The organism is Billgrantia aerodenitrificans, from assembly GCF_021404405.1.
In the GTDB taxonomy this organism is placed as follows: domain Bacteria; phylum Pseudomonadota; class Gammaproteobacteria; order Pseudomonadales; family Halomonadaceae; genus Halomonas; species Halomonas aerodenitrificans.
Genome location: NZ_JABFTV010000001.1, coordinates 67,338 through 90,150, shown reverse-complemented (window position 1 = coordinate 90,150; position 22,813 = coordinate 67,338). Strand labels below are relative to the sequence as shown.

At 66.0% G+C, this 22,813-nt stretch carries 22 protein-coding genes; 9 read left to right on the top strand and 13 right to left on the bottom strand.

The annotated features are described in order from the left end of the window. The first annotated feature begins 18 nt into the window (after window positions 1-18). From map to HOP59_RS00435, 7 genes are all read left to right on the top strand, one after another. Complete coding sequence (map, locus tag HOP59_RS00465; RefSeq protein WP_234252405.1) at window positions 19-810, top strand: type I methionyl aminopeptidase; 792 nt, start codon at window positions 19-21, stop codon at window positions 808-810. Between the two features lie 11 nt (window positions 811-821). Continuing rightward, window positions 822-3,503, top strand: a complete 2,682-nt coding sequence (locus HOP59_RS00460; RefSeq protein WP_234252403.1) for a [protein-PII] uridylyltransferase — start codon at window positions 822-824, stop codon at window positions 3,501-3,503. Window positions 3,504-3,662: 159 nt separating this feature from the next. Next, complete coding sequence (gene dapC, locus HOP59_RS00455) at window positions 3,663-4,943, top strand: succinyldiaminopimelate transaminase (protein WP_234252401.1); 1,281 nt, start codon at window positions 3,663-3,665, stop codon at window positions 4,941-4,943. Then, the gene (locus tag HOP59_RS00450; protein WP_234252400.1) at window positions 4,943-5,287 is read left to right on the top strand and encodes a Spx/MgsR family RNA polymerase-binding regulatory protein; all 345 of its coding nucleotides are present in this window, start codon (window positions 4,943-4,945) and stop codon (window positions 5,285-5,287) included. The genes dapC and HOP59_RS00450 overlap by 1 nt, the downstream gene beginning before the upstream one ends. Before the next feature lie 44 nt (window positions 5,288-5,331). Continuing rightward, window positions 5,332-6,357: a 2,3,4,5-tetrahydropyridine-2,6-dicarboxylate N-succinyltransferase gene (dapD, locus tag HOP59_RS00445; protein ID WP_234252399.1), complete on the top strand. Its 1,026-nt coding sequence runs from the start codon at window positions 5,332-5,334 to the stop codon at window positions 6,355-6,357. After that, complete coding sequence (gene dapE, locus HOP59_RS00440; RefSeq protein WP_026038333.1) at window positions 6,344-7,516, top strand: succinyl-diaminopimelate desuccinylase; 1,173 nt, start codon at window positions 6,344-6,346, stop codon at window positions 7,514-7,516. Before dapD ends, dapE begins: the two co-directional genes overlap by 14 nt. A 22-nt stretch (window positions 7,517-7,538) precedes the next feature. Continuing rightward, a complete protein-coding gene (locus tag HOP59_RS00435) occupies window positions 7,539-7,946 on the top strand; it encodes a hypothetical protein (protein ID WP_010630167.1) in 408 nt (135 codons plus the stop codon). 143 nt (window positions 7,947-8,089) lie between these two features. Here the strand turns inward: HOP59_RS00435 and HOP59_RS23545 are convergent, their stop codons facing one another. Next, on the bottom strand, window positions 8,090-8,554 hold the full coding sequence (locus HOP59_RS23545) for a cold-shock protein (protein WP_026038334.1): 465 nt from the start codon (window positions 8,552-8,554) through the stop codon (window positions 8,090-8,092). A gap of 48 nt (window positions 8,555-8,602) precedes the next feature. Between HOP59_RS23545 and HOP59_RS00425 the strand changes: the two genes are divergently transcribed. Beyond that, on the top strand, window positions 8,603-8,917 hold the full coding sequence (locus HOP59_RS00425) for a SlyX family protein (protein WP_010630169.1): 315 nt from the start codon (window positions 8,603-8,605) through the stop codon (window positions 8,915-8,917). Between the two features lie 174 nt (window positions 8,918-9,091). Here HOP59_RS00425 and trxB read toward each other — a convergent pair whose 3' ends face one another. Continuing rightward, on the bottom strand, window positions 9,092-10,042 hold the full coding sequence (trxB, locus tag HOP59_RS00420) for a thioredoxin-disulfide reductase (RefSeq protein ID WP_010630170.1): 951 nt from the start codon (window positions 10,040-10,042) through the stop codon (window positions 9,092-9,094). Between the two features lie 158 nt (window positions 10,043-10,200). Then, a complete protein-coding gene (locus tag HOP59_RS00415; protein ID WP_010630171.1) occupies window positions 10,201-10,410 on the bottom strand; it encodes a zinc ribbon domain-containing protein in 210 nt (69 codons plus the stop codon). Between the two features lie 170 nt (window positions 10,411-10,580). Between HOP59_RS00415 and acnA the strand changes: the two genes are divergently transcribed. Then, window positions 10,581-13,331, top strand: a complete 2,751-nt coding sequence (gene acnA / locus HOP59_RS00410; protein WP_234252398.1) for an aconitate hydratase AcnA — start codon at window positions 10,581-10,583, stop codon at window positions 13,329-13,331. Window positions 13,332-13,413: 82 nt separating this feature from the next. On the opposite strand, the gene HOP59_RS00405 is transcribed toward acnA, so the two are convergent. From HOP59_RS00405 to rpmB, 10 genes are all read right to left on the bottom strand, one after another. Next, on the bottom strand, window positions 13,414-15,090 hold the full coding sequence (locus tag HOP59_RS00405; protein ID WP_234252396.1) for an NAD-dependent malic enzyme: 1,677 nt from the start codon (window positions 15,088-15,090) through the stop codon (window positions 13,414-13,416). Between the two features lie 124 nt (window positions 15,091-15,214). Next, complete coding sequence (locus HOP59_RS00400; protein ID WP_234252395.1) at window positions 15,215-16,417, bottom strand: YeeE/YedE family protein; 1,203 nt, start codon at window positions 16,415-16,417, stop codon at window positions 15,215-15,217. Window positions 16,418-16,544: 127 nt separating this feature from the next. Next, on the bottom strand, window positions 16,545-17,570 hold the full coding sequence (locus HOP59_RS00395) for a tryptophan--tRNA ligase (protein ID WP_234252393.1): 1,026 nt from the start codon (window positions 17,568-17,570) through the stop codon (window positions 16,545-16,547). 259 nt (window positions 17,571-17,829) lie between these two features. Continuing rightward, on the bottom strand, window positions 17,830-18,945 hold the full coding sequence (gene ald / locus HOP59_RS00390) for an alanine dehydrogenase (RefSeq protein WP_010630176.1): 1,116 nt from the start codon (window positions 18,943-18,945) through the stop codon (window positions 17,830-17,832). Between the two features lie 183 nt (window positions 18,946-19,128). Continuing rightward, window positions 19,129-19,569, bottom strand: a complete 441-nt coding sequence (locus HOP59_RS00385; protein WP_234252391.1) for an acyl-CoA thioesterase — start codon at window positions 19,567-19,569, stop codon at window positions 19,129-19,131. 19 nt (window positions 19,570-19,588) lie between these two features. Then, on the bottom strand, window positions 19,589-19,903 hold the full coding sequence (locus HOP59_RS00380; protein ID WP_234252389.1) for a putative signal transducing protein: 315 nt from the start codon (window positions 19,901-19,903) through the stop codon (window positions 19,589-19,591). Window position 19,904: 1 nt separating this feature from the next. Then, a complete protein-coding gene (locus tag HOP59_RS00375; protein ID WP_010630179.1) occupies window positions 19,905-21,095 on the bottom strand; it encodes a class I SAM-dependent rRNA methyltransferase in 1,191 nt (396 codons plus the stop codon). 22 nt (window positions 21,096-21,117) lie between these two features. Next, on the bottom strand, window positions 21,118-21,951 hold the full coding sequence (gene mutM, locus HOP59_RS00370; protein ID WP_234252385.1) for a bifunctional DNA-formamidopyrimidine glycosylase/DNA-(apurinic or apyrimidinic site) lyase: 834 nt from the start codon (window positions 21,949-21,951) through the stop codon (window positions 21,118-21,120). Window positions 21,952-22,083: 132 nt separating this feature from the next. Further along, window positions 22,084-22,239 carry a 50S ribosomal protein L33 gene (gene rpmG, locus HOP59_RS00365; RefSeq protein ID WP_086509014.1) on the bottom strand — a complete coding sequence of 52 codons (156 nt, stop codon included), beginning with the start codon at window positions 22,237-22,239 and terminating at the stop codon, window positions 22,084-22,086. Window positions 22,240-22,265: 26 nt separating this feature from the next. Further along, window positions 22,266-22,502 (bottom strand): 50S ribosomal protein L28, encoded by a 237-nt coding sequence (gene rpmB / locus HOP59_RS00360; protein ID WP_010630182.1) that lies wholly within the window; start codon window positions 22,500-22,502, stop codon window positions 22,266-22,268. Between the last annotated feature and the right edge of the window lie 311 nt (window positions 22,503-22,813).

Here is a 22,813-nt window from a genome sequence, read left to right as displayed (position 1 = left end):
CCTCCGATACGAGACTCCATGAACATAGCCATCAAGACGCCCGACGAGATCGAGAAGATGCGCGAGGCCGGTCGCCAGGCCGCCAGCGTGCTGGAGATGATCGCCCCCCACGTCCAGGCCGGCGTGACCACCGGCGAGCTGGATCGCCTGTGCCACGACTACATCGTAGGCGAACTGGGCTCCACTCCGGCACCGCTCAACTATCACGGCTTTCCCAAGTCGATCTGCACCTCGCTCAATCACGTGGTCTGCCACGGCATTCCCGATCCGGACAAGAAGCTGAAGAAGGGCGACATCATGAACGTCGATGTCACCGTGAAGACCGCCGACGGCTACCACGGCGACACCAGCGTGATGTTCATCGTCGGCGAGAACATCCAGGGCGAGCGGCTGTGCCGGGTGACCCAGGAGTGCCTGTACAAGAGCATCGCCCTGGTGCGGCCGGGCGCGCGCCTCTCCGAACTGGCTCGCGCCATTCAGGGCCATGCCGAGGTCAACGGCTACTCGGTGGTGCGCGACTTCTGTGGCCACGGCATAGGCGCCACCTTCCACGAAGACCCCCAGGTGCTGCATTATGACGGCTACGCGCCCGAGGCCGACGCCACCCTGGCCGCCGGCATGTGCTTCACCATCGAGCCGATGATCAACGTCGGCGGGCACCAGACCAAGGTGCTGCGCGACGGCTGGACCGCGGTGACCCGGGACAAGAGTCTGTCCGCACAGTGGGAGCACACCCTGCTGGTCACCGAAACCGGCGTCGAGGTGCTCACGGCGCGCCACGAGGAAGATTTCTCCTTCCTCGACCACTGAGTCGAGCCAACATGCTGCTGCACCACTACCGTTTCGTTCCCGATGAGACGCTGTTCGATGCTGCCACCTTCCGCAGCGAACTCGCCGGCACTCGCTCGCCGATAGCGCCGTTCAAGGCGGCGCTGCGCGACATTCAGCAGCGCCTGGACGAGCGCTTCCGTGCCGGCGCCGACATTCGCGACCTGGTGCACGGCCGGGCCTGGTGCCTCGACCAGCTGCTCGGCGTGGCGTGGTCGCTGCAGGAGTGGCCCGACGACGGCGTGGCGCTGCTCGCCGTGGGCGGCTACGGGCGCGGCGAACTCCACCCCCGCTCCGACATCGACCTGATGCTGTTGCTGGCGGACGACGACGACTCGCCCTATCGCGAGCCGCTGACTGCCTTCATCACCCTGCTGTGGGACATCGGCCTGGAGATCGGCCACAGCGTGCGCTCGCTGGCCGACTGCGAACGTGAGGCCAGTGCCGACATCACCGTCATCACCAACCTGATGGAGTCGCGCACCCTGGCCGGCCCCGAGTCGCTGCGCGAGGCGATGAAGGCGCGCATCGCGCCCGAGCGCATCTGGCCCGCCGACCGCTTCTTCGAAGCCAAGTGGCAGGAGCAGATCAGCCGCCATCACCGCTTCAACAACTCCGAGTACCACCTCGAGCCCAACATCAAGAGTTCACCGGGCGGGTTGCGCGACATCCAGATGATCGGCTGGGTGGCCAAGCGCCACTTCGGCAGCCAGCGTTACGGCGACCTGGTGGCGAACGGCTTCATGAACGACGCCGAGCTGCACATCCTGAGCCAGGGCCGGGCCTTCCTGTGGCAGGTGCGCTATGCCCTGCACATGCTCACCGGGCGCGCCGAGGATCGCCTGCTGTTCGACCACCAGCGCACCATCGCCGAGCTGTTCGGCTTCCGCGATACTCCCGAGCGCCTGGCCGTCGAACAGTTCATGAAGCGCTACTACCGCCACGTGACGGCGCTGGCGGGGCTCAACGACATGCTGCTGCAGCACTTCGACGAGGCCATCCTGCGCGGCGGCGAAAAGCTCGAGATCACCGGCCTCAACGAGCGCTTCGTGATCGAAGGGAGCTATATCAAGGCGCGTCACCGCTCGGTCTTCCGCGAGCACCCCTACGCGCTGCTGGAGCTGTTCCTGCTGATGGCGGAGCATCCCGAGATCGAGGGCGTACGCGCCGACACCATCCGCTTGATTCGCGACAACCGTCATCTCATCGACGACCTCTACCGCGACGACGCCCAGCACCAGCACCTGTTCATGTCGCTGCTGTGCTCGAGCGGCAACGTGGCGCGTCAGCTCAGGCGCATGAATCGCTACGGCGTGCTCGGCAAGTACCTGCCGGAGTTCGGTCAAGCGGTAGGGCTGATGCAGCACGACCTGTTTCACATCTATACGGTGGATGCCCACACCCTGCGCCTGCTCAAGTTCATTCACCAGTTTCGCAAGCCCGAGGCCCGCGAGGAGTTCCCGGTGGTGGCGGAACTGGTGCACCAGCTGCCCAAGCTGGAGCTGCTGTGGATCGCCGGGCTCTATCACGACATCGGCAAGGGCCGCGGCGGCGACCACTCGATTCTAGGCGCCCACGACGTGGAGCGCTTCGCTGAGCGTCACGGCCTGTCGAGCCGCGACACGCGGCTGGTGAGCTGGCTGGTGGAGAACCATCTGGTGATGTCGATGGTGGCCCAGAAGCGCGACATCACCGACCCCGACGTGATCCGCGAGTTTGCCGCCCACGTCGGCGACGAGACCCGCCTGGACTACCTCTACGTGCTGACGGTGGCCGACATCAACGCCACCAACCCGACGCTGTGGAACGGCTGGCGGGCCTCGCTGCTGCGCCAGCTCCACGCCGAGACCAAGCGCGCCCTGCGCCGCGGTCTGGACAATCCCCTCGACCGCGAGGAGTGGGTCGCCGAGACGCGCAACGAGGCGCGCTCGCTGCTGGCGGCCGTGGGCGCCGACCTGGAGCAGGTCGAGCGTCTTTGGGAGCTGCTCGGCGAGGAGTATTTCCTGCAGTACGCCCCCAGCGAGATCGTGTGGCAGACCATGGGCATTCTCGCCCATGGCGGCTCCGAGCTGCCGCTGATCCTGATCAGCGCCCCCGCCGACGACATGTCCGACGGCGGCACCAAGGTGTTCATCCACACCCGTTCGGTGGATGACCTGTTCGCCGCCACCGCCGCCGCCATGGAGCAGCTCGGACTGTCGATCCACGACGCCCGCATCGCCACCTCGAGCAACGACTGGACGCTCAACACCTTCATCGTGCTCGACGATCTCGGGCGAGCCATTCGCGATCCGGCCCGCATCGAGGAGATCCGCGCGCACCTGGTCGAGGAACTCGACGACCCCGACGACTACCCGCAGATCGTCACCCGCCATACGCCGCGCCAGCTTCGCCACTTCAAGGTGCCCACCGAGGTGCTGATCGAGCAGGACCCGGCCAACGAGCGTACCCTGCTGGAGCTGACCGCTCCCGACCGCCCCGGCCTGCTGGCCCGGGTCGGGCGCATCTTCATGGAGCAGGACATCTCGCTCTCGGCGGCCAAGATCGCCACCCTGGGCGAGCGGGTGGAGGACGTCTTCTTCATCACCGACAAGTCGGGCGCACCGCTGACCGACCCCGAGCGCCAGCAGCGCCTGCGCGCGAGGCTGATCGAAGTGCTGGACGTGGCGGGCTGAGACCCGCCGCGCTTAGCGCCAGGAGCGCTATTGGTCCGCGCCGAGCGCGATTGCTTTAAGCCGGGCGCGATTGGTTTGAGGCAAGTCAGGGGCTTCCCTATAATCGTCGGTCTGCCCGCAGCCACGACAACGACGCCGCTTACCGGCGCCTGGACACCGATGAACCCCGATCTCGACGCCCTCAAGCCCTATCCCTTCGAGAAGCTCGCCACGCTCAAGGCCGGTGTGACACCGCCTGCGCAGCTCGCGCACATCCCACTGACCATCGGCGAACCGCAGCATGCGCCCTTCGCCGAGGCACTGGCCACGCTGCATGCGCACCAGCTCGATTTCGCCCGCTATCCGGCCACCGCCGGTATCCCCGAGCTGCGTGGCGCCATTGCCGACTGGGCCCGTCGTCGCTTTCGTCTCGACGGGCTCGACCCCGAGCACCAGGTGCTGCCGGTCAACGGCACCCGCGAGGCGATCTTCGCCTTCGTCCAAGCCGCGCTGGACCGCAGCCGCCCGGCACGGGTGGCGGTGCCCAATCCCTTCTATCAGATCTACGAGGGCGCCACCCTGCTCGCCGGCGGCCAGCCGCTCTATCTGGACTGCCGGGCCGAGAGCGGCTTTCGCCCCGACTTCGACGCCGTGTCGGCCGAGGTGTGGCGTGAGGTGCAGATCCTCTTCCTCTGCTCGCCGGGCAACCCCACCGGCGCGGTGACGCCGCAGGCGGAGTTCGAGAAGCTGATCGCCTTGGCCGACGAGCATGACTTCATCATCGCCTCCGACGAGTGCTACTCCGAGCTCTATCTCGACGAGAGCGCGCCGCCACCGGGGCTGCTGGAGGCCTGCGCAGCGATGGGTCGCCACGACTACCGTCGCTGCCTGGTGTTCCATTCGCTCTCCAAGCGCTCCAACCTGCCCGGGCTGCGCTCGGGCTTCGTCGCCGGCGACGCCGATCTGATCGCCCCGTTCAAGCGCTACCGCACCTACCACGGCTGCGCCATGTCGCTGCCGCTGCAGTACGCCTCCATCACCGCCTGGAACGACGAGACCCACGTACGTGCCAACCGCGATGCCTACCGCGCGAAGTTCGCCGCGGTGACCGAAATTCTCGCCCCGGTGCTTGAATTTCCCGCGCCCGAAGCCAGTTTCTACCTATGGCCGGCGGTACCGGGCGGCGACGACGAAGCCTTCACCCGCGAACTGTTCGCCGCCGAGCACGTCAGCGTGCTGCCCGGTTCCTATATGGGTCGCCCCGCTACCGGCGACGGGATGGGTCGCCCCGCTACCGGCGACGGGATGGGTCGCCCCGCTGCCGGCGACGGCATGGGGCGCCAGGGCGCCGACGGCACCAATCCCGGTGCCGGACGCATACGTCTAGCGCTGGTGGCCGAACTCGAGCCCACCGCCGAAGCCGCCGGCCGGATTCGCCGTTTCATCGAAAGGAGGGCATGATGGCAACCCTGTTCGTGATCAAGAACTGCGACACCTGCCGCAAGGCACGCAAGACGCTGGACGAGAAGGGCCTGCCGTATCAGGTCCACGACCTGCGCGAGGACGGCCTCTCCGCCGCCCTGCTCGAACACATTCTCGCGCGCGTGCCGGTGATGGAGGCGCTCAACCGGCGCAGCACCACCTGGCGCAATCTCCCCGAAGAGGACAAGCAGGATCTCGACGCCAACAAGGCCCGCACCTTGATCATGGCCAACCCCACCCTGCTCAAGCGACCGCTGCTCGATACCGGCGACGAGATTCGCGTCGGCTATCGCGACGGCGACTACGACGACCTCAAAGGCTGACCCCCTTACCATAAAGACTTACCATCAAGAAACGAGGACACCCCATGTTGAGTTTTGCCTTCGGAATCGGCACCCAGAACACCCAGGGCGACTGGCTGGAGATCTATTATCCGGCTCCGCTGTTCAAACCGGATGCCAGCCTGGTGGAAGCCGTCGGCAAGGTGCTCGACATCCCCAACGGCAACGGCGCCGTCAGCTTCCTGCCGGAACACTGCAGCGACATCGCCGAGGCGCTCAAGGCCGCAGGCCACGTGGCCCAGGCCGAACTGGCCGAGGCACTGGCGGGAAGCCAGCGTCCGCTGGTTGCCACCTTCATCGATAGCGACGTGCCGCCGCAGAGCGTGCCCGAGGTGTACCTCAAGCTGCACCTGCTGTCGCACCGTCTGGTCAAGCCCCACGGACTCGACCTCACCGGCATGTTCGGCCTGCTGCGTAACGTGGCCTGGACCAACGAAGGCCCGATCGACATCGAGGAGCTGCCCGCCCGGCGCCTCAAGGCGCGCCTCGAAGGCCGCGCGCTGTCGGTGGATTGCGTCGACAAGTTCCCCAAGATGACCGACTACGTGGTGCCCAGCGGGGTGCGCATCGCCGACACCGCCCGGGTACGCCTGGGCGCCTATCTCGGCGAAGGCACCACCGTGATGCACGAGGGCTTCGTCAACTTCAATGCCGGCACCGAAGGCCCCGGCATGATCGAGGGCCGTATCTCCGCCGGCGTGCTGGTGGGCAAGGGCTCCGACCTGGGCGGCGGCTGCTCCACCATGGGCACCCTCTCCGGCGGCGGCAACATCGTGATCAAGGTCGGCGAAGGCTGCCTGATCGGTGCCAATGCCGGTATCGGTATCCCCCTGGGCGACCGCTGCACCGTGGAAGCCGGGCTATACATCACCGCCGGGGCCAAGGTCACCCTGCTCGACGACCAGGGTCAGGAGGTCAAGACCGTGGCGGCCCGCGAGCTGGCCGGTCAGAGCGACCTGCTGCTGCGCCGCAACTCGCAGAACGGCCGCATCGAGTGCCTGACCAACAAGAGCGCCATCGCGCTCAACGAGGCCCTGCATGCCAACGACTGAGCCACAGGGGCTCTCCCCCACCCTGCAGCTCGCCATGGAGCTGATCCGCCGGCCCTCGGTCACTCCCGATGACCTGGGCTGCCAGGCGCTGATGATCGAGCGCCTGGAGCGGCTCGGCTTTCACGTCGAACGTTTGCCCTTCGGCGACGTGGAAAACTTCTGGGCGACCCACGGCCACCACGGTCCCGTGCTGGCCTTCGCCGGCCATACCGACGTGGTACCGAGCGGGCCGCACACCTACTGGGAGTACCCGCCCTTCGAGCCCTGCATCGATGACGACGGCATGCTGCGAGGCCGCGGCTCCGCCGACATGAAGGGCAGCCTGGCGGCCATGATCACCGCGGTGGAGCGCTTCGTCAGCGCCCACCCCGACCACCATGGTCGTATCGCCTTTCTGATCACCTCCGACGAGGAGGGTCCGGCGGTGGACGGCACCCGGGCCGTGGTCGAGCATCTGCGCGAGCGCAACGAACGCCTCGACTACTGCGTTGTCGGCGAGCCCTCCTCCACCGACGTGCTGGGCGACGTGATCAAGAACGGCCGCCGCGGCTCACTGGGCGGCGTGCTGCACATCAGGGGCATCCAGGGCCACGTGGCCTACCCGCACCTGGCGCGCAATCCCATCCACCAGGCCATGCCTGCGCTCGATGCCCTGGTGCGTGAACACTGGGACTCGGGCAACGACTTCTTCCCCGCTACCAGCTTTCAGATCTCCAACATCCGCGCCGGCACCGGGGCCACCAACGTGATCCCCGGCGACGTGGAGGTGGTGTTCAACTTCCGTTTCTCCACCGAGGTGACCCACGAGCAGCTGCGCGAGCGCACCCAGGCCATCCTCGACGCCCACGGCCTCGAGTATCAGCTTGACTGGACCCTCAACGGCGAGCCGTTCCTGACCGCCGAAGGCGAACTGGTGGATGCCGCCCTGCACGGTGTCGAAGCCGTACTCGGCCGGCGTCCCAAGCTCTCCACCAGCGGCGGCACCTCGGACGGACGCTTCATCGCCACCCTGGGCAGCCAGGTGGTGGAGCTGGGGCCGCGTAACGCCACCATTCACCAGACCAACGAACGCGTGCGTGCCGCCGATCTGGACGACCTGAGCCGGATCTACGAAGCGATTCTGGGTAAGCTCTTCGTCAACGGCTCCGCCCAGCCCTGAATACGCCAAGGAAGAGTTCACCATGCCCGACTCGCACGACAGCCAACTGCACTATCCGGACATCGAGGTCTACCTGCGCCAGGCGCCGCTCGAGGCCATCGACGCCTGGTTGGGCGAAGCGCTGGACGCAGCCCCGCTGCGTGCGGCCGGGCGCAACAAGTGGCAGACCCGGGGCCACTACGACGGGCAGGTCGTGCCGGTACTGCTGGTGGAGAAAGCCGCCGACGGCTTTGCCAGCCTGTGGTTCGACAGCGACCGTACGCCCTGGCCGCGGGACTGCGACTGCGCCCGCGACGCCGCCGCCCGGCTCGGCTGCGAAGTGCGCTGCTCGCTGGGCGGCTGGCAGCCCGGCGACGACCCCGACCGCTTCTGGCAGGTGCTCCCCGACGGCAACGAAGGCGCCATCGACTGGCCCGACTCCGGCCAGTGACCCGAAACGACATCGCCCCGCGAAAGCGGGGCGATGTTCTTGAGCCTGACCAGCTGGCGAAAGCTGGCGAGCGATGACCAGGCTAGGCGGAAGTGCTCTCTTTCCACACTCCAACAACGCCTGGTCGAGCACAGGCGCTTCGTTCAAGTTATTACCGTGACGTCGTCGGCCTGCAGCCCCCGATCATTTTCGATCACGTGGTAGCGCACCTTCTGGCCCTCGGCCAGGGTACGGTGGCCACGACCGCGAATGGCGCGAAAATGGACGAACACGTCTTCACCCGTCTCGCGCTTGATGAAGCCGTAACCCTTGTTGACGTTGAACCACTTCACTTCGCCGATTTCGCGGTCGTCGTTTTCCACCTCGGCGAGTACCGCAAGCCGGGGGCTGAAGGCGTGAAGGGTGAGAGTGGCGATCAGCAGCAGCACGAAGGCGGCGGCAGCCACGGCAAGATAGCCCGGCGCCACGCCGCCGCCCTCCAGAATGGGGAACAGCTGAGCCGCCAGCTCGCCGCCGAACAGCGAGAGAAAGAGAACGATCAGCAGTGGAGCCGGCAGTGCCAATAATAGGCTGATCAACGTACAGCGAAAGATAACCTTGCGATTCATGGATCCGTATTGCTCACTTGTTATGTGGAATGTTGAAACGAGATATCTATGACGACACGACCCGAGGCCTCGTCGACCGATGAAGGTGTCACGATGAACAGCGACACGCAGCGCGACGATTCTAGCATGAGCCCCGAGAATGCGCTCGCTGCACGCCTGGAGGCGCTGGAAAGCCGTATCGCCTACCAGGAGCACTGGCTCGACACGCTGGATCAGGCCGTCGCCGGCCAGGAGCGGCGCCTGGCTCAGCTGGAGCGCATCAATGCGCTGATGCAGGAGAAGCTGCGCGATCAGCAGCAGGCATTGCAGGAAGCGGAGATGGCGGCACCGTCACCGCAGGATGAGGTGCCACCGCACTATTGACCCGCCTGGCCAGAGATTGACGCCACCAACACAAGCGGCGCTGGGGGCAGGCCTGAGAGGGGGTCCGATGCCATGGATGGCATCGGTAGCGCCCAGGGATGGGTTCACAGCGCCCCCGAACGGGCCTGTCGCCAGGAAGCCGCGGGCTTATAGCCAAGCAGCTTCCAGGTTTGTTTACAGATCGTCCAGGTAGCGCTCCGCATCCAGCGCCGCCATGCAGCCGGTGCCGGCAGAGGTCACCGCCTGGCGGTAGACGTGATCCATCACGTCGCCGGCGGCGAACACGCCAGGAATGCTGGTGGCGGTGGCATTGCCCTCGAGGCCGGACTTCACCTTGATGTAGCCGTCATGCATCTCCAGTTGCCCCTCGAAGATGCCGGTGTTGGGGCTGTGGCCGATGGCGATGAACACGCCAGGCGCTTCGATCTCCTTCACGCTGTCGTCGAGGGTGGAACGGATACGCACGCCGGTCACGCCGCTGGCGTCGCCCAGCACCTCTTCCAGCACGTGGTTCCACTCGAGCACCACGTTGCCGCTCTCGGCCTTCTCGCGCAGCTTGTCCTGCAGGATCTTCTCGGCGCGCAGGCTGTCGCGGCGGTGTACCAGGGTCACCTTCGACGCGATGTTGGAGAGATAGAGCGCCTCTTCCACGGCGGTATTGCCGCCGCCCACCACCACGACCTCCTTGTTGCGATAGAAGAAGCCGTCGCAGGTAGCACAGGCCGACACCCCCTGGCCCATGAACTGCTGCTCCGAGGGCAGCCCCAGGTAGCGGGCGCTGGCACCGGTGGCGACGATCAGGGCGTCGCAGGTGTAGCTGCCACTGTCGCCCTTCAGGGTGAAGGGGCGGTTGCGCAGGTCCACCTCATGGATATGGTCGAACAGCACTTCGGTATCGAAGCGTTCGGCATGGCGCTTCATGCGCTCCATGAGCTCGGGCCCCTGCACCCCGGCATCGTCGCCGGGCCAGTTGTCCACGTCGGTGGTGGTGGTCAGTTGACCGCCGGCCTGGATACCGGTGATCAACACCGGCTTGAGATTGGCCCGTGCCGCATAGACGGCGGCGGTATAGCCGGCCGGGCCGGAGCCCAGGATGATCAGGCGTTCGTGACGCGCTTCGCTCATGAAGAGATCCTCGCTGTTCGAAAACGCAAAGAGGGGGGGAGTTGACTCGCTCCGGGCACGGTCGTTGCCTGTCGCCGGAGAGACGGTTGCCGCCATTGTACCAGCCCATGGCTCGCGGTGGGTGCCTCCGAGCTCGGCCCGCCAGAGCACGGGCCAGCCTACAGCACCTCGTCATCGCGACCCAGCATCAGGCTCTCCAGCTCCCCATCCATGGGCGACACGTCGACCCGCACCTGGATCGGTGCGCAGCAGAACGGGCAGTCTTCCCATGTCTGGTGGCTGCCTTGCGAGAGATCCAGCGGCAGGTCGAAGGGCATGCTGCAGTAGGGGCAGTGAACGGAATGGCTGTCGAGGCGTTCTTCATGCATGACGAAACTCCCGGCGCCAACTCCTCCCCCGGCGGAGCCTCGGCGCCATGCAACGGATTTTCCTTCAGCATAGAAACCTTGGGCAGCGCTTGAAAGGGGGACCTATCATGACCATGTGATAAAGACGAGAGTACGAAAAGGACCGTTCTCAACCGTGACAGGAGGCCTTCATGAGCCGTGACGAGATGCCGGATACGCTGCAGACCCTGGCCGCAGACGGCACCACTTATCACTACTACTCGCTGCCCAAGGTGGCCGAGGAGATGGGCAACATCGACCGGCTGCCCAAGACGCTGAAGATCCTGCTGGAGAATCAGCTGCGCTTCGCCGACGACCCGAGCGTGGCGCGCGAGGACATCCAGGCATTGATCGACTGGCAGCAGGGCGGACGCTCGAATCGCGAGATCGGCTATCGCCCGGCACGGGTGCTGATGCAGGACTTCACCGGCGTTCCCGGCGTGGTGGACCTGGCCTCAATGCGCGCCGCGGTGGAAAAGCTCGGCGAGGATCCGTCACGCATCAACCCGCTGTCGCCGGTGGATCTGGTCATCGATCACTCGGTGATGGTGGACAAGTTCGGCAACCCCACCGCCTTCAAGGACAACGTCGCCATCGAGATGGAGCGCAACCGCGAGCGCTACGAGTTCCTGCGCTGGGGTCAGGACGCCTTCGACAACTTCAGCGTGGTGCCGCCGGGCACCGGCATCTGTCATCAGGTCAACCTGGAGTACCTGGGCCGCACGGTGTGGACCAAGGAGGAGAGCGGTAAGACCTTTGCCTACCCCGACACCCTGGTAGGCACCGACTCCCACACCACCATGATCAACGGCCTCGGCGTGCTCGGCTGGGGGGTCGGCGGCATCGAGGCCGAAGCCGCCATGCTCGGCCAGCCGGTGTCGATGCTGATTCCCGAAGTGGTCGGCTTCAAGCTCACCGGTAGGCTCAAGGAAGGCATCACCGCCACCGACCTGGTGCTGACGGTGACCCAGATGCTGCGCAGCCGCGGCGTGGTAGGCAAGTTCGTCGAATTCTACGGCGACGGCCTGGCCGACCTGCCGCTGGCCGACCGCGCCACCATCGCCAACATGGCGCCGGAATACGGCGCCACCTGCGGCTTCTTCCCGGTCGACGACGAGACCCTGGCCTACCTGCGCCTGACCGGCCGCGACGACAGCCTGATCGCTCTGGTGAAGGAGTATTGCCAGGCCCAGGGGCTGTGGCGAGAGCCCGGCGACGAGCCAATCTTCAGCGACACCCTGCACCTCGACCTGAGCGACGTCGAGGCCAGCCTGGCCGGCCCCAAGCGGCCTCAGGATCGGGTGGCGCTCAAGGACATGAAAACCACCTTCGAGAAGCTGATGCAGGGGGAAGAGAACGGCAAGGCACCGCCCAGCGAAGAGAAAGGTCGCCTGTTCTCCGAAGGCGGGCAGACCGCCGTCGGTGTCCACGACAGCTACGAGCATCATGACAGCCAGAACGTCGAGCTGGACGGCGAGCAGTTCAAGCTCAACCCTGGTGCCGTGGTCATTGCCGCCATTACCTCCTGCACCAACACCTCCAACCCCAGCGTGATGCTGGCCGCCGGCCTGCTGGCGCGTAATGCCCGCGCCAAAGGGCTCACCACCAAGCCGTGGGTCAAGACCTCGCTGGCGCCGGGCTCCAAGGTGGTCACCGAATACCTGGCCGCCGGTGACGTGCAGGACGATCTGGATGCGCTGGGCTTCAACCTGGTGGGCTACGGCTGCACCACCTGTATCGGCAACTCCGGCCCGCTGCCGCCGCCCATCGAGAAGGCCGTGGAAGACGGCGACCTCACCGTGGCCTCGGTGCTCTCCGGCAACCGCAACTTCGAAGGGCGCATCCATCCGCTGGTGAAGACCAACTGGCTCGCCTCGCCGCCGCTGGTGGTGGCCTACGCCCTGGCCGGCAACGTGCGCCTGGATCTCACCCAGGACCCGCTGGGCGAGGACCAGGACGGCAATCCGGTCTATCTGCAGGACATCTGGCCCTCACAGGCCGACATCGCCAATGCGGTGGAGAAGGTCAAGACCGAGATGTTCCGCAAGGAGTACGCCGAGGTGTTCGAGGGCGACGAGACCTGGAAGGCGCTGCAGGTGCCCCATAGCCAGGTCTACGAGTGGTCGCCCTCTTCCACCTACATCCAGCACCCGCCCTTCTTCGAGGGCATGGGCCGTACCCCGGAGCCGATCGAGGACGTCAGAGACGCCCATATCCTCGCCATCCTGGGCGACTCGGTGACCACCGACCACATCTCGCCGGCCGGCTCGATCAAGCCCGACAGCCCTGCCGGTCGCTATCTGCAGGAGCGCGGCATCAAGCCGGTGGACTTCAACTCCTACGGCTCCCGGCGCGGCAATCACGAAGTGATGATGCGCGGCACCTTCGCTAACGTGCGTATCCGCAACGAGATGCTCGACGGCGTGGTGGGCGGCGAGACCCGCCACGTGCCCTCGGGCGAGCAGATGGCGATCTACGATGCGGCGATGAAGTATCAGGAGAAGGGCACGCCGCTGGTGGTGGTGGCCGGCAAGGAGTACGGCACCGGCTCGTCGCGGGACTGGGCGGCCAAGGGCACACGGCTGCTCGGCGTGCGCGCGGTGCTGGCCGAGTCCTACGAGCGTATCCACCGCTCCAACCTGATCGGCATGGGCGTGGTGCCGCTGCAGTTCCCCGAGGGCGAGAGCCGCAAGACACTCGGCCTGACCGGCGACGAGACGATCTCCATCGAGGGGTTGGCCGACCTCACCCCGGGTGGCCAGGTCACGGTCACGGTGAAGAGCGCCAAGGGAGAGAAGAAGATCGAAGCCCTGTGCCGCATCGACACCGCCAACGAACTGGAGTACTACCGCCACGGCGGCATTCTCCACTACGTGCTGCGGCGGATGATCGGCGCGGCGTAGGCCTCTACCAACCTGCCCTCACGCAAAGGCCCTGCCGGAAAACCGGCAGGGCCTTTGCCATTGCAGGGCTAGTGCTTCTGGTTCAGAACGAGCGTCGCCGATAGCTGCGATACTCCGGCGTCCAGCTGCTGCGCTCGATGGCCTGACGCAGCTTGATGCCGTCGGTGCGCAGCGCCATCCCCTCCTGCTGGGCCTGGGCGGCGACTTCGAAGGCAATGGCCTTGGAAAGCTCGCGGATGTGGGACAGCGGCGGCAACAATGCCCCCTTGCCCTCCTTCACCAGCGGCGCCTCGCGGGCCAGCGCCCGGGACGCGGTCATCAGCATGGTATCGGTGATGCGCTTGGCACCGCTGGCCACCACGCCGAGACCGATGCCGGGGAAGATGTAGGCGTTGTTGCACTGGGCGATGGGGTAGATCTTGCCCTCGTACTCCACCGGCGGGAAGGGACTGCCGGTGGCCACCAGGGCCTGGCCGTTGGTCCACTCGATCACGTCCGCCGGCACGGCCTCGACGCGGGAGGTAGGGTTGGAGAGCGGCATGATCACCGGGCGCTCGCAGCCGGCATGCATGGCGCGGATGACCTCCTCGGAGAACAGCCCCGGCTGCCCCGAGACACCGATCAACACGGTGGGTTTGATGTGACGCGCCACCTCGAGCAGCGACTGGTCCTGCCACTCTTTGACCAGCGCCGGATCGTGAGCCAGGCGGCGCTGGAAGTCGCGCAGCCACTCCTGATCGCTGGTGACGAGCCCCTCGCGGTCGACCATGAACACCCGCCGCCGCGCCTCCTTCTCGCTGAGGCCTTCGGCCTGCATGGCAATGACGACCTGCTCGGCGATGCCGCAGCCAGCGGAGCCGGCGCCGACGAACACCACGCGCTGGTCGGCGATGGTCTCGTCACGGGCCTGGCAGGCCGCCATCAGGGTGCCCACGGCCACCGCCGCAGTGCCCTGCACGTCATCGTTGAAGCAGCATAACTGGTCGCGATAGCGCTCCAGCAGCGGCACCGCATTGGCCTGGGCGAAGTCCTCGAACTGCAGCAGCACGTTGGGCCAGCGCCGTTTAACCGCGGCGATGAAGTCCTCGAGGAAGACGTCATATTCCTCCTGGGAGATGCGCGGGTGACGCCAGCCCATGTACATGGGATCGTCGAGCAACGTCTGATTGTTGGTGCCCACGTCGAGCATGATCGGCAGCGTATAGGCTGGGCTGATGCCGCCACAGGCGGTATACAGCGCCAGCTTGCCGATGGGGATGCCCATGCCGCCGATACCCTGATCGCCGAGACCGAGAATACGCTCGCCGTCGGTGACCACGATCACCTTGACTTTGTCTTTGGTGGCGCTGCGCAGGATGTCATCCATCCGCTCCCGGTCGGGGTAGCTGATGAACAGACCGCGGTGGCTGCGGTAGATGTTGGAGAACTCCTCGCAGGCCTGCCCCACCGTGGGGGTGTAGATGATCGGCAGCATCTCCTCGAGATGCTCCATGACCATGTGATAGTAGAGCGTCTCGTTGTCGTCCTGGATCGCCCGCAGGTGGATATGCCGCTCCAGGTCGCTATGGCACTGCTGGTACTGGTGGTAGGCCCGCTCCGCCTGCTCCTCGATGGACTCGACGTTCTGCGGTAGCAGCCCGACCAGGTTGAATTCGAGCCGCTCCTCGCGAGTGAAGGCGCTGCCCTTGTTGAGCAGCGGCATCTCGAGCAGCGAAGGACCAGCGTAGGGAATGTAAAGTGGACGTTTGCTTTCAGGCATCTCTTGTCTCGATACGGTGACTGGAACCGGGCCGTAGGGAATCGCTCGACAGGCGGGTTTCCCGAGCGCTCTGGTGGCGCTTTGGCGTAACTCTACCACGCCTCCCGCACCATGGCGCACCGACTCAGCCGCTCTTGGCCCGGGATCCCTCGCTGGGGCGCCCGAAGAATAGCGGACGCAGTCGCACGCCGACCGCATTGCCGGCAAAACCCGCCACCAGCCACACCCAGCCGTGCAGGCTGCCGGAAGCGATGCCGCTGAAGTAGGCGCCGATGTTGCAACCGAAGGCGAGTCGCGCGCCATAGCCCAGCATCAGCCCGCCGATCACCGCCGCCATCACCGAGCCAAACGGAATGCGCAGGGTCGGCGCGAAGCGCCCGGCCAGCGTGGCGGCCACCATGGCACCGAGGATGATACCCACGTTCATCACCGTGGTGATGTCGCTCCACACGCTGGCGCGCAGCGCCGCGGCATTGTCGGGACTCTGCCAGTAGCCCCACTGGCTCACGTCGCCGCCAAGGAACTCGTAGACCTTGGCCCCCCACAGGGCAAAAGCGGAGGTGATGCCCCAAGGGCGCCCGGCAAGCGCCAGGGTGGCGAAGTTGAGCAGCGCCAGCGCCACGGCACCCAGCAGCAAGGGCCAGGGCCCGGTGAGCCAACGCCCCTGGCTGAAGTTGGCCCGCGGCGCCTCCTCAAGACCGCCGTGACGGCGCTTCTCCAGCAATATGGTGGATGCGGCAATGGCAGCGAACAGAGTCAGGCTCACGGCGATACCGCCGCCGGCGCCGAAGGTCTGTACCAGCGATACCGGCTGAAAGGCCGGCAAGCCCATCCACCAGGTGAAGTGAGCGCTGCCGATCACCGAGCCGACGATGAAAAAGATCAGGGTGATGACCATGCGGGCGTTACCGCCGCCGGCGGTGAACAGCGTGCCCGAGGCACAGCCACCGCCGAGCTGCATGCCGATGCCGAAGAGGAAGGCGCCCACCACCACCGAGATGCCTATCGGAGAGACGAAGCCGGTCACACTCTGGCCCCACAGGGTGCCCGCCCCCAGGGCGGGAAAGAACAGCAGCACGGCGATGGCCAGCATCACCATCTGGGCGCGCAGCCCGCGCCCGCGTCGCTCGCTGATGAACACCCGCCAGGCGGCAGTGAAGCCGAAGGCGGCATGGTAGAGCGACACGCCGAGCAGTGCCCCGACGATCATCAGCAGACCCAGGCGGGTACCATAGGCCAGGCCGATCAACACAGCGCCAGCCAGCAGCAGAGCCCCCAGTGCCAGGGAGGTCTGCCGGGGCCCTTTCGCTTCCAATGCAGTGGCCATGAAACTTCTCCTTTCGAGTTGCCCCTGCAGCTTGGCAAGTTCGGCCGCAGTCCGCCAGCGTGCACCCAACGCAGCGGGGCGCCCGCAGGCGCCCCGTTCAACTCCCTTCCAAGGTCAGCTTCGAAGGTTAGACGAAACGTCCCAGGCCCACGGCCTGGCGCAGCTTGTCCATGAACGGCGCGGCCTCGGCGCGGGCTCGTTCGGCGCCCTTCTGCAGCACGCTCTCGATGTGGCCGGGGTCCTCCATCAGCGCCTGGTAGCGCTCCCGCGGTTCGCGCAGCTGAGTGTCGAGCTGCTCGAACAGGCGGTTCTTGGCCTCGCCCCAGCCGATGCCGTTGGCGTACTCGGCACGCATCGCTTCGCGCTCCTCGCGGCTGGCGAAAGCGGAGTAGATCTGGAACAGGGTGCAGCCTTCCGGGTCCTTGGGCTCGCCGGGCTCCAGCGAGTTGGTCTTGATCTTGCGCACCAGCTTGAGAAGCTTCTTCTCGGAGACGAACAGCGGGATAGTGTTGTTGTAGCTCTTGGACATCTTGCGCCCATCGAGACCGTTGAGCACTGCCACCTCGTCGTCGACCACCGCCTCGGGCAGGGTGAAGTATTCGCCCTTGAACAGGTGGTTGTAGCGCCCGCCGATGTCGCGGGCCATCTCGATGTGCTGGATCTGGTCACGCCCCACCGGCACCTTGTGGGCGTTGAACATGAGGATGTCGGCGGCCATCAGCACCGGGTAGCCGAACAGGCCCATGGTGATGCCCTTGTCGGGGTCCTGGTTGCCGGCGGCCTCGTTCTCGGCCACCGCCGCCTTATAGGCGTGGGCGCGATTCATCAGGCCCTTGGCGCACACGCAGGAGAGCATCCAGGTGAGTTCGGGGATCTCGGGAATGTCCGACTGGCGGTAGAAGATGGCGTTGTCGGTATCGAGCCCCAGCGCCAGCCAGGTGGCGGCGATCTCCAGGCGCGACTCCTGCACCCGCTGCGGGTCCTGGCACTTGATCAGTGCGTGCAGGTCGGCGAGAAAGTAGTAGGACTGCACGCTCGGGTCCTGGCTCGCGGCGATGGCGGGCTTGATGGCACCGACGTAGTTGCCGAGGTGCGGTGTACCGGTGGTGGTGATACCGGTGAGAACGCGTGTCTTCTGGGAAGCTGCACTCATGGAAAGCGGACTCTGCTTGTCGGAAATGCCCGCTATGGTAACGCGAGGGGGCGGTCAAGGCGACCTGGCAGAGACCACCCCGAAAAGAGATTCCTCATGGCCGTGAGACGTTGCTACGACCGGAAGGGTCCCGGCGACAGGCACTACGCGGAGACGCTGTGAACCCATCCCTGGGCGCTACATTCTTCATCCATGAAGAATGATCTCCGCTTCGACCTGTCCCCGGACCCTACCTCGACGCCCTCGCATACCTCAGTCTTCATCGCACCAGAGTGGCGGGATCGACAGATTCCAGGCCGAAAGCCTCGGCCACGGCGCGGTAGGTGATCTGCCCGTCGTGGACGTTGAGCCCGGGCAGGAAGTGGGCATCGTCGGCCAGCGCCCGCTTCCAGCCCTTGTCGGCCAGGGCGATGACGAACGGCAGGGTGGCGTTGGTCAGCGCCTGGGTCGAGGTACGCGCCACCGCACCCGGCATGTTGGCCACGCAGTAGTGGACGATACCGTCGACCACGTAGGTCGGCTCGGCGTGGGTGGTAGGCTTGCTGGTCTCGAAGCAGCCGCCCTGGTCGATGGCGACGTCCACCAGCACGCTGCCGGGCTTCATGTCGGCGAGCATGGCCCGGGTGATCAGCTTGGGCGCGGCGGCGCCGGGAATCAGCACGGCACCCACGATCAGGTCGCTCTCGCGCACCGCCTCGTCGATGGCGTCGGCGGTGGAGAAGATGGTCTTCATACGCCCCTGGTAGCGGTCGTCGAGCACTTCGAGGCGCGCAATCGACTTGTCCAGCACGCTGACCTCGGCACCCAGGCCCAATGCCATGCGCGCGGCGTTCTCGCCCACCACACCGCCGCCGATCACGGTCACCCTGCCCGGCGCCACGCCGGGCACGCCGGGCAGCAGCACACCGGAGCCGCCCTGGGCCTTTTCCAGACTGTGAGCGCCGGCCTGAATGGCCATGCGACCGGCCACGGTGCTCATCGGCGCCAGCAGCGGCAGGCCGCCCTGGCGGTCGGTCACGGTCTCGTAGGCGATGCAGGTGGCCCCGCTCTCCATCAGGCCGCGGGTCAGCTTCTCCTCGGCCGCCAGGTGCAGGTAGGTGAACAGGGTCTGGCCGCGGGAGAGCCGCGCCACCTCTTCCGGTTGCGGCTCCTTGACCTTGAGGATCAGCTCGGCCTCGCCCCACAGGGTATCGACGTCGGCCTCGAGCCGGGCGCCTGCCGCTTCATAGTCGGTATCGGCGAAGCCCGCTCCTTCCCCGGCCCCCACCTGAACGGTCACCGAATGGCCACGCGCCGCCAGCTCCCGCGCTCCGGTGGGAGTCAGGGCGACGCGATACTCATGGTTCTTGATTTCCTTCGGCACGGCGATCTTCATGGGGTACCTCCAACGGCGCTGTCTTGTTAGGGATCGTCCTTGTCAGGGGATCGTCACGCCCATTACAGCACAGTCAGTCCATACACGAAGTACCAACGGTAAAGAACGGCAAAAATCCATTCTCAAGGCCAGAGCAGCAGAAAATCGTTATTTTTAAGAGCGTGATGACAAAAAAATCACGCCTCACTCGGCCACCAGCGCGCCACCGTAGATCGCCACGTACTCCTCGGGCAGGCGGCGTGGCCGACCGCTGGAGAGTTCGATACAGGCGAAGCGGGTGCGAGCGCGCAGCAGAGTGCGACCGTCGGCGGGTCGAACGAGCTGGAAGCGGCGGGTCAGGGTCAGGCGGCCGTCGCAGCCGACGATCCAGGTGGCAAGCGTCAGGCGCTCTCCCTCGAAGGCAGGCGCCAGGTAGTCGAGTTCGTGGCGGTGCACGGCCATGGCCCGGTCCAGCTCACGATAGCGCGCCAGATCGAGGCCGAGATGCTCCGAATGCGCCCAGCTCACCTGCTCGACCCAGCGCAGGTAGGCGGCATTGTTGGCGTGACAGTACTCGTCGATGGCCGAGGCCTGCACCTCGAGTTCGATCACGAACGGATCGGGAAGGTCCCACTCCTGTGTCATGGTGCACTCCCTTGCAGGTTCAGGTCTTGGACGTGCCGCAGCGCCAGCAGGTATCGAATACGCCCTCCAGCGCTTCGCCGCAGTGGGGGCAGCGCCAGACCGGTGCGTCGGCAGCGCCGGACAGGGCCGCTTGGATCAACGCCTCGGCACGCTCACGGTTGTGCACCGCCACCCACACCTCGGGCTCGCATTCGCCCAGGGGCAGCTCGCCCGCGCCGCCGCCCAACACCATGTTGCGCAGCTCCACGGGGATGCCCGCCGCGTCCAGCACGTTGCGTACGTGGCTGACCAGCAGCGCATTGGAGTGGGCGAAGACGCGCACGTAGCCGCTCATTTCAATCCCGGAAGACGCGGACGCCCAAAGCCTTCAGGTAAGCGGTTTCCGGGATCGCCGGATGCACCGGGTGGTCCGCCGCCTGATGGCCCTGATAGACGATCTGACCGTGACGGTCCTGGTGGCGCACCGCACCGCGCACCACGTCCACCAGCCGCTCGGGGGCCAGGTGCATGGAGCAGGATGCCGACAGCAGCAGGCCGTCGCGGCCCAGCAGGCGCATCGCATCGCGGTTGAGTTTGGCGTAGGCGCGTTCGCCGTTGGGGATGTCCTTGCGCTTCTTGATGAACGCCGGCGGGTCGAGGATCACCACATCGAACTGCTCGCCGTCGGCCTTGAGTGCGGCCAGCGCCTCGAAGGCATCGGCCTCGCCCACCGCCACCTGCTCGTGCAGGCCGTTGAGGGCCGCGTTCTCGGCCACCCGCTCCAGGGCCTGGGCGCTGGCGTCCACGCACAGCACTTCGCTGGCGCCGTGAGCCGCCGCCTGTACGCCCCAGCCGCCGATGTAGCTGAACAGGTCCAGTACCCGCTTGCCGGCCACCAGGCCGTTGAGCCAGGCGCGGTTGGCGCGGTGATCGTAGAACCAGCCGGTCTTCTGGCCGTCGAGCACCGGAGCGTGGAAGCGCACGCCGTTCTCTTCCATCAGCACCGGGCCGTCGAGCTCGCCCTTGGCCAGGGTGACCTGACGCTCGAGCTGCTCCTGGCGCCGCCCGGAGGAGTCGTTCTTGAACACGATGACCCGCGGTGACACCACCTTGTCCAGTGCGGCGACGACCTCCTCGGCGAGGCGCTCCATGCCAAGGGTGTTGAGCTGCACCACGAGCACATCGTCGAAGCGGTCCACCACTAGCCCCGGCAGCAGGTCGCCCTCGCCGTGCACCAGCCGGTAGAACGGCTTGGCATAGAGGCGTTGACGCAGCGACAGCGCCTGGTTGAAGCGGTGCACCAGCAGCGAGCGGTCGAGACGCATGTTGGGATCGCGCGACACCACCCGGGCGCAGATCAGCGAGTTGGGATTGACGTAGGCCACGCCCATGGCCTTGCCGTTGGCGGCTTCGACCACCACCTGGGCGCCCGGCTCGAGGCCCTTGAGCGGCGTGGCCTCGATGTCGACCTCGTTGGAGTAGAGCCACAGGTGGCCGGCCTTGAGGCGGCGGTCGGCGTTCTTCTTGAGGCGCAGGGTCTGGGTCATGGTCGGTCTCATGGAATGGGGATCATGTTTGGCAAGAGGGGCAGAAGACACTGGCCCGCTGGCCCAGCGTCACCAGCCGCAGCTCGCCGTTGCAGCGCAGGCAGCCCTGGCCGTGGCGGCCGTATACGTTGAGGCGCTGCTTGAAGTAGCCCGGCTCGCCGGTGCCGCTGACGAAGTCGCGCAACGTCGTCCCGCCTTGGGTGATGGCGGCGGCCAGCACCTCGCGGATGGCTGCCGCCAGGCGCTCGTAGCGATCGCGGGAGATGCGCCCCGCCGCCCGGCGCGGGTCGATGCCGGCCAGGAACAGCGCCTCGCTGGCGTAGATGTTGCCCACGCCCACCACCACGGCATTGTCCATCAGGAACGGCTTGACTGCCATGCGCCGGCCCCGGGAGAGTTGGTAGAGGCGTTCACCGTCGAAGGCGTCGGACAGCGGTTCCGGCCCCAGGTTCGCCAGCCGTGGGTCACGCTCGGCGCTGCCGGCCAGCCAGTCGACGAAGCCAAAGCGGCGCGGGTCGTGGTAACGCAGGATGGCGCCGTCGTCGAACACCAGGTCGACGTGATCGTGCTTCTTCGGCAGCTCACCCAGCCGGGCAATGCGCAGGCTACCCGACATGCCCAGATGCCAGATCAGGCTGCCGGCGCTCGCTTTTCCCTCACCCTCGATCGGCAGCAGCAGGTACTTGGCGCGGCGAGAGAGAGTGCCGATGCGCGAGCCCACCAGGCGCTCGATGAAGTCCTCGGGCACCGGCACGCGCAACCGCGGTTGGCGCACGATCGCCTCGACGATCTCGCGCCCTTCCACGTGGGGGGCGATGCCGCGCCGGGTGGTTTCGACTTCGGGAAGCTCGGGCATGGTGAAAAATCCCGGAAATAGATACGCCTGAACCCGGTAAAAACCGGGTTCAGGAGGACAGGTCTTGCTACCTGCGGCTGGAAGCCATCAAGTCGCCAGGGCGCCCGTCTTGGCGACGGACACCGAATCGGCTTACTTGATCTTGGCTTCCTTGTACATCACGTGCTTGCGGACGACCGGATCGAATTTCTTGAATTCGAGCTTGTCCGGAGTGTTCCGCTTGTTCTTGTCGGTGGTGTAGAAGTGACCGGTACCGGCACTGGACACCAGCTTGATCTTGTCACGCATGGCTGCTTACTCCCTGATCTGGTCGCTTAGACGGCTTCGCCGCGCTTGCGGATGTCGCTGAGCACCGCGTCGATGCCCTTCTTGTCGATGATGCGCATACCCTTGGAGGAGACCCGCAGCTTGACGAAGCGGTTCTCGGACTCCACCCAGAAACGGTGGGTGTGCAGGTTCGGCAAGAAGCGACGACGGGTCTTGCGCTGGGAGTGTGAAACGTTATTACCAGTCACCGGGCGCTTGCCGGTAACCTGACATACTTTGGACATGGGAGCCTCCAACCGCTTGGCCAGGTGGTCAAACCTGAGTGTTCAAAACCTGTCGGGCAAACCGGGAACGACCCCGTTGTCATTTGACCCAAGGGAATTCAAAGGCTGCACTTTATAGCAGAGTGCACCCCTACAGGCAACAAGTAGCCGCATATTCTACACTCCCTTACCCCCTCTCCCGCAAGCTTTCCTCTCTTATGGGCTTTGCCGGCGGCAAAGGTCGGCGAGGAGGCGCTGTGAATCCATCCCTGGACGCTACATTTGCCATCCATGGCAAATGACCTCCTCGCCGACCTGCCACCGGCGCCCCT